This window comes from Pseudovibrio sp. JE062 (genome assembly GCF_000156235.1).
Classification (GTDB): Bacteria; Pseudomonadota; Alphaproteobacteria; order Rhizobiales; family Stappiaceae; genus Pseudovibrio.
This window is the reverse complement of sequence record NZ_DS996806.1, coordinates 226,488-244,446: the sequence shown is the minus strand read 5'-3', so window position 1 is coordinate 244,446 and position 17,959 is coordinate 226,488. Positions and strand designations below refer to the sequence as shown.

General features: G+C 53.4%; 16 protein-coding genes and 1 other RNA gene. 7 read left to right on the top strand and 10 right to left on the bottom strand.

Going from position 1 to position 17,959, the window contains the following annotated elements:
- Positions 1–124: 124 nt before the first annotated feature.
- The 3 genes from PJE062_RS05500 to PJE062_RS05490 all read left to right on the top strand — a co-directional run bounded on the left by PJE062_RS05500 (position 125) and on the right by PJE062_RS05490 (position 2,630).
- A complete protein-coding gene (locus tag PJE062_RS05500; RefSeq protein ID WP_037036146.1) occupies positions 125–847 on the top strand; it encodes an SDR family oxidoreductase in 723 nt (240 codons plus the stop codon).
- 210 nt (positions 848–1,057) lie between these two features.
- Positions 1,058–1,528 (top strand): SRPBCC family protein, encoded by a 471-nt coding sequence (locus PJE062_RS05495; RefSeq protein ID WP_008548053.1) that lies wholly within the window; start codon positions 1,058–1,060, stop codon positions 1,526–1,528.
- A gap of 106 nt (positions 1,529–1,634) precedes the next feature.
- Entirely contained in the window at positions 1,635–2,630 is a 996-nt protein-coding gene (locus PJE062_RS05490; protein ID WP_083793218.1) for an NADP-dependent oxidoreductase, read from the top strand.
- Between the two features lie 106 nt (positions 2,631–2,736).
- On the opposite strand, the gene PJE062_RS05485 is transcribed toward PJE062_RS05490, so the two are convergent.
- The 3 genes from PJE062_RS05485 to PJE062_RS05480 form a co-directional block, all read right to left on the bottom strand.
- Positions 2,737–3,534: an alpha/beta fold hydrolase gene (locus PJE062_RS05485; RefSeq protein WP_037036143.1), complete on the bottom strand. Its 798-nt coding sequence runs from the start codon at positions 3,532–3,534 to the stop codon at positions 2,737–2,739.
- Positions 3,535–3,637: 103 nt separating this feature from the next.
- An RNA gene (gene rnpB, locus PJE062_RS25760) (RNase P RNA component class A) lies at positions 3,638–4,033 on the bottom strand.
- Between the two features lie 44 nt (positions 4,034–4,077).
- On the bottom strand, positions 4,078–5,511 hold the full coding sequence (locus tag PJE062_RS05480; RefSeq protein WP_208982177.1) for a PLP-dependent aminotransferase family protein: 1,434 nt from the start codon (positions 5,509–5,511) through the stop codon (positions 4,078–4,080).
- Positions 5,512–5,745: 234 nt separating this feature from the next.
- On the opposite strand from PJE062_RS05480, the gene PJE062_RS05475 reads away from it, so the two are divergent.
- A complete protein-coding gene (locus tag PJE062_RS05475; protein WP_208982176.1) occupies positions 5,746–6,432 on the top strand; it encodes a pyridoxamine 5'-phosphate oxidase family protein in 687 nt (228 codons plus the stop codon).
- A gap of 173 nt (positions 6,433–6,605) precedes the next feature.
- Here the strand turns inward: PJE062_RS05475 and PJE062_RS05470 are convergent, their stop codons facing one another.
- The 3 genes from PJE062_RS05470 to PJE062_RS05460 form a co-directional block, all read right to left on the bottom strand.
- Positions 6,606–7,103: a lytic transglycosylase domain-containing protein gene (locus PJE062_RS05470; protein ID WP_008547682.1), complete on the bottom strand. Its 498-nt coding sequence runs from the start codon at positions 7,101–7,103 to the stop codon at positions 6,606–6,608.
- 269 nt (positions 7,104–7,372) lie between these two features.
- Positions 7,373–8,131 carry an N-acetylmuramoyl-L-alanine amidase gene (locus tag PJE062_RS05465; RefSeq protein WP_008548097.1) on the bottom strand — a complete coding sequence of 253 codons (759 nt, stop codon included), beginning with the start codon at positions 8,129–8,131 and terminating at the stop codon, positions 7,373–7,375.
- Complete coding sequence (locus PJE062_RS05460) at positions 8,128–8,820, bottom strand: DnaJ family molecular chaperone (protein WP_008548090.1); 693 nt, start codon at positions 8,818–8,820, stop codon at positions 8,128–8,130. The genes PJE062_RS05465 and PJE062_RS05460 overlap by 4 nt, the downstream gene beginning before the upstream one ends.
- A gap of 352 nt (positions 8,821–9,172) precedes the next feature.
- Here PJE062_RS05460 and PJE062_RS05455 point away from each other — a divergent pair, with 352 nt between their 5' ends.
- Both PJE062_RS05455 and PJE062_RS05450 read left to right on the top strand, forming a co-directional pair.
- Positions 9,173–11,254: a bifunctional diguanylate cyclase/phosphodiesterase gene (locus tag PJE062_RS05455; RefSeq protein ID WP_208982175.1), complete on the top strand. Its 2,082-nt coding sequence runs from the start codon at positions 9,173–9,175 to the stop codon at positions 11,252–11,254.
- Between the two features lie 103 nt (positions 11,255–11,357).
- Positions 11,358–12,263, top strand: a complete 906-nt coding sequence (locus tag PJE062_RS05450; protein ID WP_008547947.1) for a DoxX family protein — start codon at positions 11,358–11,360, stop codon at positions 12,261–12,263.
- Between the two features lie 32 nt (positions 12,264–12,295).
- Here the strand turns inward: PJE062_RS05450 and PJE062_RS05445 are convergent, their stop codons facing one another.
- Positions 12,296–12,838 carry a winged helix DNA-binding protein gene (locus PJE062_RS05445; protein ID WP_008547586.1) on the bottom strand — a complete coding sequence of 181 codons (543 nt, stop codon included), beginning with the start codon at positions 12,836–12,838 and terminating at the stop codon, positions 12,296–12,298.
- Positions 12,839–13,076: 238 nt separating this feature from the next.
- On the opposite strand from PJE062_RS05445, the gene PJE062_RS05440 reads away from it, so the two are divergent.
- Positions 13,077–16,676: a hydantoinase B/oxoprolinase family protein gene (locus tag PJE062_RS05440; RefSeq protein ID WP_008547573.1), complete on the top strand. Its 3,600-nt coding sequence runs from the start codon at positions 13,077–13,079 to the stop codon at positions 16,674–16,676.
- A 94-nt stretch (positions 16,677–16,770) separates the two neighbouring features.
- Here PJE062_RS05440 and PJE062_RS25960 read toward each other — a convergent pair whose 3' ends face one another.
- The 3 genes from PJE062_RS25960 to PJE062_RS05430 all read right to left on the bottom strand — a co-directional run bounded on the left by PJE062_RS25960 (position 16,771) and on the right by PJE062_RS05430 (position 17,752).
- Positions 16,771–16,983 (bottom strand): DUF3892 domain-containing protein, encoded by a 213-nt coding sequence (locus PJE062_RS25960; protein WP_083793217.1) that lies wholly within the window; start codon positions 16,981–16,983, stop codon positions 16,771–16,773.
- 152 nt (positions 16,984–17,135) lie between these two features.
- Positions 17,136–17,522 (bottom strand): type II toxin-antitoxin system VapC family toxin, encoded by a 387-nt coding sequence (locus PJE062_RS05435; protein WP_008547809.1) that lies wholly within the window; start codon positions 17,520–17,522, stop codon positions 17,136–17,138.
- Positions 17,519–17,752 (bottom strand): type II toxin-antitoxin system Phd/YefM family antitoxin, encoded by a 234-nt coding sequence (locus tag PJE062_RS05430; protein WP_008547591.1) that lies wholly within the window; start codon positions 17,750–17,752, stop codon positions 17,519–17,521. Before PJE062_RS05430 ends, PJE062_RS05435 begins: the two co-directional genes overlap by 4 nt.
- Positions 17,753–17,959: the final 207 nt, after the last annotated feature.

Sequence of the window (17,959 nt, the reverse complement as noted above, 5' to 3'; positions counted from 1 at the left end):
ACTCTGTAAAGGCACCCGACGAATAGAAACAAACTTTAGCCGCTCATAACAGGCTTCAGAAAACTATTTCGCGTAATGGGTTAGAGATCATGACACTCACGGTGACCGGAACCCAAGCAAACCCATGACAAAGCCCCTTGTTGTGATCACAGGTGCCAGCTCTGGCATCGGCGCAGCCATTGCAAGAACCTTCAGCAAAGACGGGCACCCCCTGCTGCTTTTAGCAAGACGTAAAGAGCCTATGGTCGCCATGGACCTTCCCAACACAATCTGCCGCAAAGTGGATGTGACCAACCGCGAGCAAATGGCCAAAGCCATCCGCCACGCTGAGCAGGCCCTTGGCCCGGCAGATGCAATCGTCAACAACGCAGGCTGTATGTTTCTGGGCGAACTCAAAGACCAGAAACCAGAAGACTGGAACAGGATGATCGATGTGAACCTGCGCGGAGTCTTCAATGGAATTCATGCAGTGCTGCAGCAAATGTACAAACGCGGTTCTGGCACCATCATCAACATCGGCTCTATGACAGCCAAGAAAGCCTTCCCCATGCGAGCCGCTTACGGCGCAACCAAGATCGCCATTCACGGTCTCAGTGAAGCCTTGCGTCAGGAAGTGGCGGGGCACAACGTTCGCATCATCACCATCGTCCCCGGTCTCGTCGAAACCGCCCTGCCGGACAGCACTCGCGATGCAAAGATCCGCGAAGATTACGAAGAGCAAAAAAGGCAGATCGGCGGCGCACTTGACCCACAAAGTGTGGCGGACGCAACGCTGTTTGCCTACAATCAGCCTCAGAACGTGAACATTCGCGAACTGGTCATTACAGCCACAAGGCAATCTGCCTGATCCTGCGATCAGCCTATCCTCACAAAACCAGCAGAAATCACTTGGTTCATTTTTGAACCATCATGTCCATCTTTACCTATCTACCGGTTCATTTTTCATCACGCTATCTATGAACTCAAGGGAGCAGACAAGACCCGTCCCCCAATGACAGAGGTGGTTTCTGGCCTCGGTATTGTCTGCCTCCCCCTTTTCAACATGAGGAGAGTTCAGATGGTTTCGATTGCAGTCCACCAAACCGTAAATGCCCCTATCGCCACTGTCTGGGACAGCTGGGACGACTACGGCAACATCAACAAATTTCACCCGGGCCTAAATGCCTCCTACTTGCTTGGCAAAAAGCAGAAAACCGGTGTTGGCGCTGTTCGTCAATGCGACTTCACCGATGGCAAAACCTTCCTGAAAGAGCGCATCTCCGAGTACCTAGAGCATCAGCGCATCACCATCGATATCTACGACACCAATGCGCCATTCAGAGATGGCAAAGCAATCTTTGAATTCACTCCGGAAGGCCCAAGCAAAACCCGCGTCACCATGACCATGAGCTTCACTCCGAAGATGGGCATCCTCGGTAAGATTCTGACACCTCTCATGAAGTTCCAGTTCAAGAAAGGCCTGCGCGGCCTTCTGAAAAGCAACGCTGACTACGTGGAAAAATACTCCGGCCTTCGGGTAGCCGCGTAATCCTTCCCTCACCTTCAAACAGATTGAGCCAGACCAGTTTTCCCGGCTCTGGCTCAATCAAACCTTCCAATAAAACAATTAGGTACGCGCTGTGCGCGAGAATGAAATGACAAACACACGAGTTACATTAACATCCCGCCCAAACGGCATGATCAAGCCAACTGATTTCAAGATAGTGCAGGAAGACCTGCCGGAACTGAAAGACGGCGAAGTTCTGGTCAAGCAGGTCTATATGTCTCTGGATCCTGCCATGCGTGGCTGGCTGGACGATGACGAAGGCAGCTACATGCCGCCAGTCCGCATCGGCGAAACCATGCGCAGCTTTGGCATCGGCATCGTAGAAGCCTCCAACAACCCAGCTTTCACCGTCGGCACAAGAGTGAACGGCATGTTCGGCTGGAGTGAGCACTACATCACCACCGGCGAAGATCTGATCCCTCTTCCAGAAGACGTGCCACTGGAACACTTCATGGGCCTCCTCGGTCTACCAGGTGCCACCGCTTACCACGGCTTCATGGAGTTGATCGACACGCCAAAAGCAGGCGAAACCGTCCTTATCTCTGGTGCAGCTGGCTCCGTCGGCTCCCTCGTTGGCCAGATCGCAAAAGCCGAAGGCCTCAAAGTCATCGGTGTCACCGGCTCCGACGAGAAAAAAGACTGGCTCCTCAATGAGCTCGGCTTCGACGCTGTCATCAACTACAAAACCGAAAATCTCGAAGAGATGGTCGCCAAGTACGCACCGGATGGCATTGATCGCCACTTCGAAAACGTCGGCGGCAAAGTGCTGGAAGTAGCGCTCGATAACATGAAGATTGGCGGCAAAATCACATTGTGCGGCCTGATCTCCACCTACAACGACACCGAACCATCCGTAGGCCCACATCTGGTTCGCGCCATTGCACGACGCCTCACCTTGAAAGGCTTGGTGATCATTGATCAACAGCACCGGTTCGGCGAGATCTTTGAGAAGCTGAGCGCCTACGCTCAGAAAGGCCAGATCAAGTATCGCCTTGATATCGTAGAGGGCCTGAAGCAAGCCCCCGAAGCCATCAACAAACTCTTCGACGGCACCAATCAGGGCAAACTGGTCATCCGCATCTAAGCCCGACAAGCTCAAGACTTCCCAGGTCAAACATTAGTGGCAATGCCCTCAACGTTTGCCACCACCTCCAAAGCACCGCCCACCAAAGCGGTGTTTTCTTTTGTGTTTACGCACTCTCAGAAATCACATTCCGACAAAGGTGCTCTGAGTATGCCTGAAGCGTGGAGTAATGCTCCGCCCCTTCAACTACATGCAAATCCGCACCTGTCGGTAGGGCAGCCTTGATTGCATGCGCCATCTCGAGTGGTGACCATGTATCAGCTGTCCCATGCCAGAGGTCTACCGGGCAACAGATACCAGAGAGAACAACAGACCAATCAGCAACATAGGACTTCAGATAAGCAGCATAGCCCTCTGGATGATCAACGAGGCTATTCGCCAGCCCAGCACACAACACGCTAGAAACCGATGGCCTCCCAATAAGTTCTTTTTCTTGAGGTCCGCACTTCGCAAACAGCCCATTCAACAAAAGAGCTGGCCGCACACGGAAGATCAATCTCTGAACCATAATCAGGATCTTCAACAAACGAGGCAATGACTTTGCCACCTTGAACACAGGCGCTCCTGCGGTTTTGGGAAGAAAGTCCCCAAGGCTCAGCGGAGCCGCAGAAGAAACAAGAGTAAGCTTGGTAACTCTGTCAGCGCGGGCACTCGCGATATGCGCAGCAGCCATGGTCCCAATAGAAAACCCAACAACATGAATCTCAGATACATCCTTGCCAGCGGTCACTTCATCAAACTGACGGACGCAGGCTTCTGTTGGATCACCCTTTGATAAAAACAGGTTAGGAGCAACAAGCTCTACATCCGCAGGCAAGGCATCTTTCAGAAAAGCGCTGTCATACTCACTGCCTGGAACACCATGACAGAAGTAAACGAGCTTGGAGGGCTTTCGCGGTGACATGCAGATTGTCTCGATAAACAACTAAAACATTAGAATGAAACCAGCTTACACAAAAGCAAGCAGCTCTAAGAATATGCGAGCAATCTATTCCGCGAATAAGAAAAATACCAGTCGGCCTGTAAGCCGGGTTTTGTAAGGCACAGGGTGTTACCCCTGTACGTGACGGCAATTCATCTGGGATGCCCATTGCTGAACACCTCTAGCGACCAACCCGGGCGGTCAGGTCTGGAAACATGACTGGAAGAAAACTTCCGCGCCGCCCCTATTCGGTCTTGCTCCCGGTGGGGTTTACCATGCCGTTTTTGTTGCCAAAAACGCGGTGGGCTCTTACTCCACCCTTTCACCCTTACCAATGCATGCACTGGCGGTTTGCTTTCTGCGGCACTTTCCCTAAGGTCACCCTCGCCGGACGTTATCCGGCACCGTGTCTCCATGGAGCCCGGACTTTCCTCCCCTGCGGCCTTTCGGCACTAGCAGCAGCAACCGTCCGGCCGACTGGTGCACCTGAACTACGGAGCCTTCGGAAAAAGGTCAAGTAAAGAATTACGCTTGCACACGATCTCCGGTCACCTTCAGCGCCATCTCAAGCGTACGCACGAAGCCTTCCCGAAGTTTCTCGTTGGCCTCCGCAAACCCAACAATCAGCCCGCGCTTGGGCTCTCCCAGATAGAAAACGGAGAGCGGATTAACGCCAAATCCCTTCTGGTTCATCACATCCGCAACGGCAACATCATCGCAGGTCTCTGGCAGATAAAAGCAAGTCTGTAAGCCACCTGTGGGCATGGAAACACCAACCTGATTGCCAAATCGCTCAGAAATCAACTGACACAAAGCAACACCGTTCTCATGATAGGCACTGCGGATCTTATTCAGATGGGCACGAAAGTGGCCACTCTCTATGAAATCAGCAAAGGCCATCTGCACGTGAACATTCGTCAAAGCACCAGAGGCCCGCTGCGCCAACTCCAACCCTTCCACATGCTCTTTGGGAACCACAGCGTAAGCGAGACGAATACCCGGCATGAGCGACTTGGCTGAGGTGCCGATATAGATCACCGAATGCCGATCACTCAGTCCCTGAAGTGCAGCAATAGGCCGTCCTTCAAACAGGAACTCACTGTCATAATCATCTTCAAGAATAACAGCCCCGCGCTCATTGGCCTGCTTGAGCAAGGTCAGCCGTTCCCCCATCTCCATACGCCTGCCTGTCGGATATTGGTGAGACGGGGTCACATAGATCAGCGATGCCCGCTTAATCTGCTCAATCTCACAGAGTGCGCGTACATTCAGACCCGCAGCAACAAAAGCAGATCGAGCCCCCAGATACCCCGGCTCCTCAAGCAGTGCGACATCCCCTTCCTCAGAGAAACATTGAGACATAAGGGAGAGCGCAGACTGCGTTGTCGGAAACGCAAGTACCTGCTCTGGCGAACAGACGACGCCACGCTCCTGTGCCAGATACTGTGCCAAAACTCGCTGCAACTCCGGCAATCCGGAGGTATGCTCGTACCCAAGCGCAATGCCATTGAGCAATCGTGCAGCCCGCCGCAAGCTCCTCGCCCACTGCTCTTTAGGAAACAGCGCTCGTGATGGCTCCCCCGGCTGCATGGAAGAGCCGCGCCCATCTGGGCTCGTGTACCGATGGTTCCGCGCAAACCGTTGACCGCGTGATGATAACGGAGGTGCAGTTTCGCGAACACTGCCTTCAGCAGATGTTCCTTCCACCTCAGGCAAAGCAACCACCTTCGGCTTTGCACCTGAGCGTACGTCCACCAATCCTTCAGAACGCAGCAAATCATAAGCCGTGTTCACAGTATTCCGCGAAACAGAGAGACTGACAGCCAGTTGCCGGGAGCTAGGCAACCGTTCCCCTTCCGGGATGCGCCGCTTCAATATCGCTTCCCGATACTGCTGATAAATCTGGCTCGACAGCGGGGTACTGACCTCGCGATTGATCATCACAACATACTCGAACAACTGGCACCCCAAAATTAGATTAAGCGGATCTACAAGCGGAACCAGTTTTACAGAGAATACGTAGAAGCACAATGCTTCTTCGCCCCGCAGCGGAGGCAAAGTGCTCTATTGAAACAGAAAACCCGGCAAGCCGTGAGAGCTGAAGCTCAAACAGCTTGCCGGGCCAACTGGTCCCATATTGCCGATTGTGCTCAAAACCGGGGACCAGAAACGGTTAAGACGATGACAGCAGAAATGACACTTGAGGCAGCTCCGACCACAAAGACTCGTGAGGCTAAGCCACCTAAGTTCGCTCGTGTCAGAACAAGCCTGCGCGCTGATTATGATTGGGACACAATCCTCCCAATTCTGGAAAGCTCCCTGGTTGCCCATGTGGGCTTCCTAGACGAAGACCGACCAATGGTCATTCCCATGGCCTTCGCAGTTATGGACCGCACCATTTACATCCACGGCGCCAAAGCAGCCCGGATCGTGAAGAAGATGAGCAAGGACTCCAAAGTCTGCCTCACCTTCACCAACGTGGATGGCATCGTCGCGGCCCGTTCAGCGTTCCACCACTCCGTCAATTACCGAACAGCCATCATTCATGGCACGGCTCGCCTCGTCACAGACCACCAGGAAGCATGGGACTCCCTGAAAGCCATCACCGAGCACCTCCTGCCCGGCAGATGGGATGAGGTTCGCCCCATGACTGAGAAAGAGCAGATCTCAACCGGCGTCATCGCCATTGAGATCGAGCATGCCTCAGCCAAAATCCGTCAGGGTGGACCAGTGGATGATGCAGAGGATTACGCCCTTCCTCTCTGGGCAGGCGTTATTCCTGTGACCACATCCCTCGGAAAGCCGATCGATGACGGAAAGGTTCTAGACGGCGTCAAACTACCGGCTTCACCAGCCAATGCCGCTCGGAAGTTCGCCTAATTTTCGGGGAATTCGCCTAAAATTTTAAGAGTTAGGGTGGTTGACTTTGCCCGGTCAACCACCCACCCCTGATATTTCTTGCAGACAGACTGACCGTCGGTCAGACATTCATAAAATTCTAGGAAACTTTGATTGGGAACTTACAGGTCTCGACCCGAATATGCAAGATGCATTTAGCTGCGAGCAATAATATCCTTAACGCGCTTACAGTACTTGGCACTAATTCGGTTCATACGCTTGGCATAGTGACCAGCATTGTATCGCAAAATGGTTCCGCACAGATCACCACCGGCGCGCTTATAAGCACCAGCAAGATAGCGCATGCCCCATTCCAGATTATTTTCTGGTTTATAAAGAGCCTTGGTTGAACCACGGTATCCCATACCGCGCGCAGTCGCTGGCTTGATCTGCATAAGACCAACTTCACCGGCTCTGCCGCGAGCTCTTTCGTTGAAGTTACTTTCCACTTCAACAACGGCCTTCGCGATGTGGTGTGGTACGCCGTGCTTTTTAGCTTTCTGTTCAATCAGCTTGACGTAGGTGCTTTTCTTAGTAGCAGCCTCTGCTTCATCAGAGAACACGCTGGTATTGACAACACCACCAAGCATAACACTTGCAGCAAGGGCAGGGATTACTACGATATTTTTTATTTTTGTAAGGTTCATCTTCATGTCCTGGCAATCATGTTTTGAGCAGGAGTGTTTATCTTCAGAAGATGAGACGAAAATCAGACAGCTTCGATCACGAAAAGTTACATTTTTAATGTTTAAAAACTGGCATAAACCTTAGTTCATGGCACAAAAAAGGCCGATGCGAGGCGCACCAGCCTTACTTTGGGAAACTTTTCAGCAAAACAGAGTCATTCCCCTACGTAATCAAAACACATTCTTATTACGTACAAAAACCTATTTCACTGATATTTCAATGACATCCATCACAATCAGAAGGATTTTAGCTTTTTAAGCAGGCTATGAAGCGTTGCTATGGTCTGCGCATCGGCAATCCCATCAACCTTTGCAGGCCGGAAGTGTCGCTGAAACGCCTCGACAGCGAAACGTGTCTTCTCATCAAACACGCCGCTCACCATCACATCATATCCGTAAAGCCCCAGCAGGGACTGGAGTGCCTCAATCGGCTGCCCCTCATCCCCTTCCTGAAAGAAGCTCGACGCATCAATGTCCACGGGCTCAATAAAGTGCCCTACCCCAGCCTCAGCCAATCGCGCCCACGGGAAGTGACGCCCCGGATCCTGTTTGCGGGATGGCGCAACATCTGAATGGCCCAGCACACGCTCTGGCGCAATGTTGTGGCGCTCACAGATATCCTTGGCCAGCGCGATCACAGCTTCGATCTGTACATCCGGATAATCCTGCGTCCCCTCCTCTAGATCTCCCATATTGGAAATCTCGATGCCGATGCTGCGGGAGTTCAGATCATCCTCCCCCTTCCAGCTGGAAATGCCTGCATGCCAGGCCCGGCGGCTTTCCGGCACCATCTGTGTCACCATGCCCATCTCATCCACGAGATAGTGGCAGGAAACTTCAGAGCGTGGATCACACAGCCAGGAGATAGCCTTCTCCGCACTCTCCATAGCCGTGTAATGCAGGATCAGCATATCAGCAGCTGGAACGCGACGCTCATTGTGATTGGGAGATGGACGAAGACGCGCAGGGACTGCGCATTCAGTTTTAACGCTCATATTCCTCGTTCTGCGCAGATCTGCTCATACGCTTTATTCAGTGCTACCAGTTTGTCGCTGGCGATCTTAACGAACTCCTCAGGAACACCTCGACCGATCAGTCGATCAGGATGTGTTTCCCGAACTTGCTGGCGATAACAGGAGCGCACTTCATCATCTGTGGCACTCATATCAATGCCAAGAACCAGATAAGGGTCTCCACCGCCTCTTATATGACGGGCTTTAATCTGAGAAAAGCCAACTGGGTCGATCCCGAAGATCTCCGCGATCCGGCTCAGATACGCAATCTCTCTTTCATGAATAATGCCGTCAGCCTTGGCAATGTAGAACAGCCCGTCGAGCACATCTGTCCGGGTCGTCTCATCATCAGCAAACAAAACGGAGAGCTTGGAAGCGTATGTTTCAAAGCCCGCAACGTCCTGCTGCGCCAGATGAAAGAGCCGTGCAACGTTGCCCTCTTCTCCGGCAGGCATCTCAAACAGATCGTAAAACGCAACAACTTCATCATGCGTTACCACGCCATCCGCCTTAGCCATCTTGGCAGACAGGGCGATCATGGCGACAGTAAAAGCAACATTCCGGCGCGCTTCACCGACAGATTGAACAAGCTGCTGCAGACGATCAACCAACTGAGCGCCACCGGCTTGCAGTGCGCCAACAATCTTGTCAAAGCTGCTCCAAAAATTCATAGGCATCCTGCTCTCTGTCCAATTCGCCCGACAATTTTGCCTGAATAGACAGCAAAATAATTAGTCACCGCAAATCAGGTTTATACCTAACAAATTATTTATCAATCCGAATAGTTTGTTTCCCTTGGGTTTTATTTGCCAAAGGCTATCTATAAGTGCCCATTGCATGAATTCAGTTCAAGGCCCGGCCAAGCTTCACCTCAAATTATCACCCCATGAAACACATGGGTAATGTTTTACAGCTATATTCGTTATCAATTAAGTACACATACAGGTAACAGCGCCAACTAACTTCTCAGTTGCCTGCTGCCAGCGCACACCATTTCGTGCGTTTCGGGATGGGGAATTTCAAGTGGAAACGATACCTCCACATCGCAAATTACTTTATGCCACCATAGTGTTTGCTGTGATTGGCGCCATTGCTACAAGTTTTTATGCCATTGATCAGGCAACTCTATATTATCTATTCAAGGGTGAAGCCCAAAAACAGTTCGACACCGCCAGAAACATCATCGTATCTCACCATCCGCTTGAAGAAGAGCCAGCTCACGAAACTACGGGAGCTCAGAAATCTTCTGCGCCATTAAGTTTCGGCCTGCGCGGCTCCAGTTCTGATCCTACACCAGAGATCGTCTCACCAAGCTGGAAACTGCCTGCAGCCAAAGCCAGAGCTGTCAAACAGGCACTGGTCGAAGAGTTCGAGGAATTTGAGCTTCTGGTCGTGAACGTTCCCGGTCGCCCACTGGCTGTACATCCACGGGATATGACCACCGACCGCGTCAACGAAATCCTCTCAGATCCTTCCGCCTACGATGCCTGGCATTCGGCCCTCAAATCCGGACAGCTGGAGATCTACTCCAACTTCCACTGGCTTGAATGGCAGATACCCGAGTTTGGTGTCATCATTCCCTATGTAAATGAAGAGAACAAAGCCCGAGGCGGCTTCATCTTCTCCACCAAACCAGCAATCAACACCGTAGTGTTTATGGATGCGATTGCTTTTGGGTCTGCCTTTGCATTCCTTCTGGTTCTTGTCGTTGCCATCGCCTCCATTATGTTCGCGTGGAAAGGACTGCACGATCGCTGGAAGACCTCCAAAACGATCCGCTTCCTTGCCCACAACGATCCCCTGACCCATTTGCCAAACCGCGCCGTTTTCTCTGACGAGCTGAACAAGGCCCTCCGCAAGGCATCCATCACTGCCTCCAATGTCTACGTCATCGCCATTGACGTTGATAAGTTCAAGGAAGTGAACGACAACCACGGCCACGCTGCCGGGGATACGTTCCTCCAAATCATTTCGGACCGCCTCCGCCTTGTCTTCTCCGAACACCTCGTCTCCCGCCTCTCCGGCGATGAGTTCGCGGTCATGATCGAAGGCGAGTACACCAGCCACGACATCACCGTTCTGGCCCAGCGCGCACTGGCGACAACCAATTCCAACTGCGTTATCGACAGCAAGGAGATCCAGATCTCACTGTCCATGGGCATTGCGCAGGCAACAGATGCCGCCTGGCGCTCGTCCCGCCTTCTGCACTGTGCCGACCTTGCCCTCTATCGTTCCAAAAACGGTGGCCGCTCCACCTACACATGGTACGAGTCCAGCATGGACGAAGAGCTGGAGCGCCGCCGAGAGCTGGAAGCAGAGATGATCCGTGCCCTCAAGCTGGATGGTTTCTCAGTTGTCTATCAGGCACAGGTCGGTCTGGCAGACAACAAGCTCAAAGCTTTTGAGGCCCTACTTCGCTGGGTGCACCCGGAAAAGGGCCGCATCTCGCCGGAAGTCTTCATCCCGATTGCCGAGGACACCGGCCTTATTGAAGCACTAGGTGAGTACGTCCTCAAGAAAGCCTGCGCTGACGCGGCGAGCTGGTCTGATCCAACCCTCAAGGTTGCTGTCAACTTCTCACCAGCCCAGTTCAAAACCGGCCAGATTGAGCAGAAGATCTCAGAAGCTCTTCAGGAATCTGGCTTGGCACCGGAACGCCTTGAAATTGAGATCACTGAAAGCCTCCTGATTGCTGACACCACCAGCGTGGTGAAGTCACTCAAGAAGATCGGAGACATGGGCGTTTCCATCGCCATGGATGACTTCGGTACGGGCTATTCCTCTCTGAGTTACCTTTCCCGCTTCCCGTTCAACAAGATCAAGATCGACCGCAGCTTCATCATGAACATCGGCAAGGATGCTCATACCGATGCGATCGTGGCTGCCATCATTGGTCTTGGTCGCTCACTGGACGTGCTGATCACCGCAGAAGGTGTCGAAGACGAAATGCAGGCCCAGATCCTGCGGGCTGGTGGCTGCGACATCGTTCAGGGCTACTATTTCGGCAAACCAAACAATGTAGACCCGGCCAACCCGCACGCCAACATCCGCTGCACGCTGGGACTAGACGACACAAAGCAGATAGAAGCCACGCAGAGCGCTTAACCTCTCAAATAAGCCTAGCGAGAATAGCAGGATATCTCTTGCTAGGCGCACCACGTTACCTTGACACAAATGACCCACGCTTGGGATTCGCTGCGAGGTAGCTATGGCAGATAAGAGCAATGCAAACACTGAGGACATGAGCGAACAAGAGGACCTTGCCGAAACAGCACGGCCCTTCCATTACCTGTCCTTCTTCCAACTGCTTCAGTCCCTCATCACCGCCCTTCTGCTCGGCGTCACAGCACTCATCTCGCTAGAAGTGCTCATGTCACCCCTCCCGGAATCCGCATTGCATCCAATGCTGATCTCGCTGGGTCTGGCCTTCTTCTTTGTCGTCATCGTGGTTCCAAAGAACTTCACAATTGGCTTCCTCTGCCTCTTGCTCTGTCAGCTCGTGGCATGGCGCATCGCATCTTTGTATTATGCCTACCTACTCAGCTGGCCACTTGCGTTTGCCTTCTTCATCAACCTCATCTGGTTCCTCAGCACCATCCAGCGCAACTCATTTGAAACCGCTGGCCGTGGACTGACACTCTGGCAATGGCAGCTCACCTTCTTCCGCATACTGGTGGGCTTCGTGATGGTCCCGCATTTCACCGACAAGCTGTTCGCAGGCTCCTTGCCATATATGGAGCACGTCGAGTTCTTCTCTCTGCTTGGCTATCCCGACCCGGGCATGATCATTGATGCTGCTGGTCTGGCCGAACTGGCAATCGCGATTGGTGTCGGCCTCGGCCTGCTCACCCGCCTCTCCTGCTTCTTCGCAGCAGCTTACATCTTGTTTGCCGCAACACTCAGCGGAGCGCTGGAGCACGGCTTCGTCTCATTCGCCACAGCCGTATCATGGGAGCTGCCCCTCATCCTCTTTGCATCCTATCTCAGCTTCACCACAACAGGTGCCGGAGAGTTCTCACTCGATGGGGCACTGCGCAGAACAGGCCGGATGCCGGGATGGATCAAGCTACTCATGGGAGACACAGGCCTCGCCCACAACGAACACGTCGATTGATGCTGGAGCGGCAGAACCCTGCCGCACCCATTTTACATCGCAGCAGCTGATCGCGCCGCCTGATCATAGTGGCCAGAAACACTGCGCAAAACAGATGCAAGCCGAGACAGCTCGGCTTCATCCAACCCCAGCTCCTTCACCGGCTTTACCAGCAGCGCATCCCGCAACTGCTTATAGGCATCGCATAGTTCACGACCTGCATCGGTAATCTCCGCGGTCTTCTCCTTGCCGCGCTTACCCGACTGAATAAGCCCTGCCTTCTCAAGCTTCTTCAGCGCATAAGAAACAGTGTGCGTGTCCTCAATGTTCAGCACCAGGCACAGATCAGCCAGTGTCTTGGAACGCTCACGGTGATTGACTGAGTGTAGCACCAGCGTCTCCAGCGGGGACAATCCTTCCTGCCCCGCCGCCGCCATGCAACGCACCATCCAGCGGTGATAGGCGTTCACCATCATCGTCACCGCAAATTCCACCTCAGACAACGCAGGCAGTTCACCGGAGGCAAGGTGAGATGAGGACACGACCGGCCCTACGCCAAGTCCTTCAGCATTCTTCTGCTCAACAGCATCACTCATTTTTGACCTCACAACCGCAAAAGTTCGAAAAGCACAGATTCGTTCCGGCTCGCGCAACATAATGTCAATAGTTTACGCGCAGGGCACAAGCTCTCTAAAAAGACCGGTCCACGAAAAATTCATGCATGTTTCTCGCAGGTTCGGCGTTACACTCCCATAATCACATTGACAATTTATCTACATTTTGTAGATGTATCACAGAATAATATTTTAAACCGAGGTGGGACAAAACATGACAATGGGTAAGTGGGATTTCTGGATCGACCGCGGCGGCACCTTCACCGACATCGTTGCACGCACACCACAAGGAGAAATCCGCGCCCATAAAGTCCTCTCCGAAAACCCTGAGGCCTACAAAGACGCCGCCATTCAGGGCATCCGCGACCTCATGGGCGTTGCCAAAGACACCCGCATCCCATCCAACCAGATCGCAACCGTGAAGATGGGCACCACCGTCGCCACCAACGCACTGCTGGAACGCAAAGGCGATCGCACTCTCCTGCTGATCACCAAAGGCTTCCGCGACGCGCTGGAAATCGGCTATCAGGCCCGCCCGGACATCTTCGCCAAAGAGATCATCAAGCCTGAGCTCCTTTACGATCAGGTTTTGGAAGCCGACGAACGCGTCCGCGCAGATGGCACTGTTGAGACCGCACCAAACCTGAGTGATGTCAAAGCGCAGCTGGAAGCCGCCTATGCGGATGGCATCCGCTCCATCGCCATCGTTCTGATGCACGCCTATGCGTACCCGGAACACGAGAAGCAGCTGGCAGATATCGCCCGCCAGGTCGGCTTCCCGCAGATTTCCGTCAGCCATGAAGTCTCCCCGCTCATGAAGCTGGTGGGCCGTGGCGACACCACCGTTGTTGACGCGTACCTGTCCCCAATCCTGCGTCGTTACGTTGATCAGGTAGCCGGCGAGCTCGACATCAAAAACACCGACTGCCGCCTCATGTTCATGCAGTCCTCCGGCGGTCTGACAGACGCCTCCCTCTTCCAGGGCAAAGACGCAATCCTCTCTGGCCCGGCTGGTGGTGTTGTCGGCGCGGTTGAAACCTCCAAAATGGCAGGCTTCGAAAAGCTCATCGGCTTCGACATGGGCGGCACCTCCACGGACGTGTCCCACTTCGACGGCGAGTTTGAGCGCGCGTTTGAAACCGAAGTGGCTGGCGTTCGCATGCGTGCGCCGATGATGATGATTCATACCGTTGCTGCCGGTGGCGGTTCCATCCTCCATTACAAAGACGGCCGCTTCCAGGTTGGTCCGGATTCCGCTGGCGCAAACCCGGGTCCAAAATGTTACCGCCGCGGCGGTCCGCTCACTGTCACCGACGCCAACGTCATGACAGCCAAGCTCAACGCCGACTACTTCCCGAAAATCTTTGGCCCGAACCAGAATGAACCTCTGGCAATCGAAGAAGTCAAAGACGCCTTCAACGCACTGGCCGCTGAAATCGGCGATGGCCGCACCGGCGAGGAAGTAGCTGAAGGCTTCCAGAAGATCGCCGTTGAGAACATGGCCAACGCCATTAAGAAGATCTCCGTTCAGCGCGGCTACGACGTCACCGAATATGCGCTCACCTGCTTCGGCGGTGCTGGCGGTCAGAGCGCCTGTATGGTGGCAGACAGCCTCGGCATGAAAACTGTGATCGTCCACCCGCTCTCCGGCATCCTTTCTGCTTACGGCATGGGCCTTGCGGATATCCGCGCCACTCGCCAGCAGGCGGTTGTCAAAGAGCTGAGCACCGACAACCTCTCCACTCTGGAAGAACTGGCTCAGCGTCTTGCATCAGACGCCAAGACCGAAGTCGAAAATCAGGGTGTTGCGGAAGACGAGCTCACCGTCATCCCTCGCGCGCACTTGCGTTATGATGGCACCGACACCCCAATCGCAGTGGATCTGAACACCGGTGATCTGGACGCCATGATCGCATCCTTCACTCAGAACCACATCAAACAGTTCGGCTTTGCCTACGAGAACAAGACCATCGTGGTCGAAGCACTCGAAGTGGAAGCTGTTGGCGGCGGCGCTGGCCTGCTGGAACCAGATGAGGCACTTGCTTCACAGGCACCTGCAATCGCAGAGCAGACTCAGTTCTACGCAAACGGCAAATGGCAGGATGCATCCATCCTCAAGCGCGATGCATTCCAGCCGGGTATGAAGCTGCAAGGCCCTGCCCTCATCATGGAACCACACGCAACCATCGTTGTGGAACCGGGCTGGCTGGCAGAGGTCAACGCCAAGAACCACATCATTCTAACGCGCAGTATCCCGCTGGAGAAGAAAGTCGCTCTTGGCACCACCGCTGATCCGGTGATGCTGGAGGTGTTCAACAACCTCTTCATGTCCATCGCGGAACAGATGGGCGTCACCCTGCAGAACACCGCGTACTCCGTAAACATCAAAGAACGCCTCGACTTCTCCTGCGCGGTCTTCGATCAAAACGGCGCATTGGTTGCCAACGCTCCGCACATGCCGGTGCACCTAGGATCCATGGACCGTTCTGTTGAGGCAATCATTTCCCTCAACAAAGGCAAGATCAGACCGGGCGATGTGTTCGCACTCAACGCCCCTTACAATGGCGGCACCCACCTGCCGGACATCACCGTTGTCTCCCCGGTCTTCGACGAGGACGACAAAGAAATCCTGTTCTGGGCAGCCTCCCGTGGTCACCATGCAGACGTGGGCGGTTCCGCTCCGGGCTCCATGACCCCACTCGCCACAACAGTGGATGAAGAAGGTGTCCTGTTCGACAACTTCATGCTGGTGGATCAGGGCGAGTTCCGCGAAGAAGCTCTGGTCGAGCTGCTCACCAACCACAAATATCCGGTTCGTAACGTTCACCAGAACGTGGCTGACCTGAAAGCCCAGATCGCCGCAAACGAAAAAGGTGTTCAGGAACTGCGCAAGATGACAGACCACTTCGGTCTGGAAACCGTGCAGGCCTACATGGGCCACGTGCAGGACAACGCTGAAGAAAGCGTGCGCCGCGTGATTGAGGCTCTGGCAGACAGCACCTACGAATACCCAACGGATCAGGGCTCAACCATCAAGGTCAAGATCACCGTTGATAAGGACAAGCGCGAAGCAACCGTGGACTTCACTGGCACCAGCGAGATGAAGCCCAACAACTTCAACGCGCCGGAACCTGTCACCCGCGCTGCTGTGCTCTACTGCTTCCGCGTCATGGTCGAAGGCCACATTCCGATGAATGCAGGCTGCCTGCGTCCAATCAACATTGTGGTGCCAGAAGGCTCCATGCTGCGTCCGCATTATCCGGCAGCTGTTGTGGCGGGCAACGTGGAAACCTCACAGCACATCACCAATGCTCTGTTTGCAGCGCTTGGTGCCATGGCAAACTCGCAAGGGTCCATGAACAACCTGACCTTCGGCAACGACACCTATCAGTACTACGAGACCCTGTGCTCCGGCTCTCCGGCAGGCCCGGGCTTTAATGGAACCGACGGCGTCCATGTCCACATGACCAACTCTCGCCTCACTGATCCTGAGGTTCTAGAGTTCCGCTATCCTGTGCTGTTGGAAGACTTCCACATCCGCAAGGAAACAGGCGGCAAAGGCAAGTGGCATGCGGGCGACGGTACCAAACGCACCATCCGCTTCCTGGAAAAGATGGACTGCGCGATCCTCGCATCCCACAGAACCATCGCACCAAAAGGCATGCAGGGCGGCGAAGATGGTCAGAAAGGCCGCACCTACGTGCGCCGGAACTCTGGCCAGATGGAAGAGCTGAAAGGCTGTGACCAGACCATTCTGGAAGCAGGCGAAGCAATCACAGTCGTCCCCCCAACCAGCGGCGGCTGGGGCACCCCAGAATAGTTTTTTAAGATCAAAAAACAGAAACGCCCGACTTTAGTAGCTGGGCGTTTTTAGATTAACAACTGGCTCTCGTGTTTAATAATCACAAGCATCGCTACTTATTGCGATTTACGTTATCTCTTTTAGAGTTATCAGGATTGTCTCTAACATACTCGCGACCTTTTACCTTGATGACATGAGCGCCAGGGTGCTCACCACGTTTAGTTTCCGCTACAGCGTTGCGTCGTGGTACATTTTTACGACTGCCAATATCGTAATGCTCATTCCGCCCACCTGGGCCATCATTCCGGCCTTTAATCTTAGTCATTCTGACCTCAAATACTTCGCATCAATTACATTCCTTTAGGTAGGAAAGCAGAAAAGAGCTTCAAGTATAAGATTAACGAAAAGTTAATTATATTTTAAATATTATATTAATACCAATTTCAACATAAACGCATTCAATCTAGCCAGACGCTTTTATTCAGAAGCCTCAACCAAACGCACGCCATAAGCCTGAAACTTCTCATCTGAGGTCACAAGTTCCAGCCCTTCTGCTTGCGCCTGTGCGATCAGCATCCGATCAAATGGGTCTTTATGATGCTCTGGGAGATAGCCAGCCTGTTCCCCATGGAAAAGCGAAATAGGAAGGGATAGGAACCCTTCCTCATCAATGATGCTGGCCAGTCCTTTGGGAGCTGTGAGCTTTCCGAGGTTCTGCTTGATTGCAATCTCCCATGAGCTTGCGGCACTTACAAAAACCTCATTATGAGGATCTGCAATTATCGCCTGCGCTTTGGCCCCTAACTGCGCATCACCACCAAGCCACCACAAAAGAGCATGTGTATCGAGGAGAAGACGTCTCATTCCTCGCCCTCAAAACTTGAGGTAACGTCTTTCATCTCTTCGTTGAAGTCAGGTGCCAGCTTGATTTGCCCCTTGAAGCGCCCCGGTTTGCGCGGTTTCAACTGCGCCTTATGCGGCACGAGATCTAGATAAGGTTTACCCGCCTTAGCAATGACCACGCGTTCTCCCTGCCAAACCTTCTCACCAAGTTTGGAAAGATTGGACTTTGCTTCATGCATGTTTACTTTCATCGCACCTCACCTTAGCTAGACTTAGCTAACATACCATAGAAGACCACAAACACCAACAGCACCACATGGCATCCCATGCAGCGGTGGAGTTAGGGTTCCCGATAATCGGGGTGAGCAAGGCGGCAGGCAATACCTGCGCTGTTTGTTAGTAATGAGTCTTCGGCATTGGCTACACGCCTTGCCCGGATGTTTTTGCAGGAGGCTAAG

What these genes read in the sequence shown, in the direction of transcription:
- PJE062_RS05430 (WP_008547591.1), bottom strand. Translation starts at nt 17,752, where the DNA reads ATGAAAGTAAACATGCATGAAGCAAAGTCCAATCTTTCCAAACTTGGT.
- PJE062_RS05475 (WP_208982176.1), top strand. Translation starts at nt 5,746, where the DNA reads ATGACACTTGAGGCAGCTCCGACCACAAAGACTCGTGAGGCTAAGCCA.
- PJE062_RS25960 (WP_083793217.1), bottom strand. Translation starts at nt 16,983, where the DNA reads ATGACTAAGATTAAAGGCCGGAATGATGGCCCAGGTGGGCGGAATGAG.
- PJE062_RS05470 (WP_008547682.1), bottom strand. Translation starts at nt 7,103, where the DNA reads ATGAAGATGAACCTTACAAAAATAAAAAATATCGTAGTAATCCCTGCC.
- PJE062_RS05450 (WP_008547947.1), top strand. Translation starts at nt 11,358, where the DNA reads ATGGCAGATAAGAGCAATGCAAACACTGAGGACATGAGCGAACAAGAG.
- PJE062_RS05500 (WP_037036146.1), top strand. Translation starts at nt 125, where the DNA reads ATGACAAAGCCCCTTGTTGTGATCACAGGTGCCAGCTCTGGCATCGGC.
- PJE062_RS05465 (WP_008548097.1), bottom strand. Translation starts at nt 8,131, where the DNA reads ATGAGCGTTAAAACTGAATGCGCAGTCCCTGCGCGTCTTCGTCCATCT.
- PJE062_RS05460 (WP_008548090.1), bottom strand. Translation starts at nt 8,820, where the DNA reads ATGAATTTTTGGAGCAGCTTTGACAAGATTGTTGGCGCACTGCAAGCC.
- PJE062_RS05445 (WP_008547586.1), bottom strand. Translation starts at nt 12,838, where the DNA reads ATGAGTGATGCTGTTGAGCAGAAGAATGCTGAAGGACTTGGCGTAGGG.
- PJE062_RS05435 (WP_008547809.1), bottom strand. Translation starts at nt 17,522, where the DNA reads ATGAGACGTCTTCTCCTCGATACACATGCTCTTTTGTGGTGGCTTGGT.
- PJE062_RS05440 (WP_008547573.1), top strand. Translation starts at nt 13,077, where the DNA reads ATGGGTAAGTGGGATTTCTGGATCGACCGCGGCGGCACCTTCACCGAC.
- PJE062_RS05495 (WP_008548053.1), top strand. Translation starts at nt 1,058, where the DNA reads ATGGTTTCGATTGCAGTCCACCAAACCGTAAATGCCCCTATCGCCACT.
- PJE062_RS05485 (WP_037036143.1), bottom strand. Translation starts at nt 3,534, where the DNA reads ATGTCACCGCGAAAGCCCTCCAAGCTCGTTTACTTCTGTCATGGTGTT.
- PJE062_RS05490 (WP_083793218.1), top strand. Translation starts at nt 1,635, where the DNA reads ATGACAAACACACGAGTTACATTAACATCCCGCCCAAACGGCATGATC.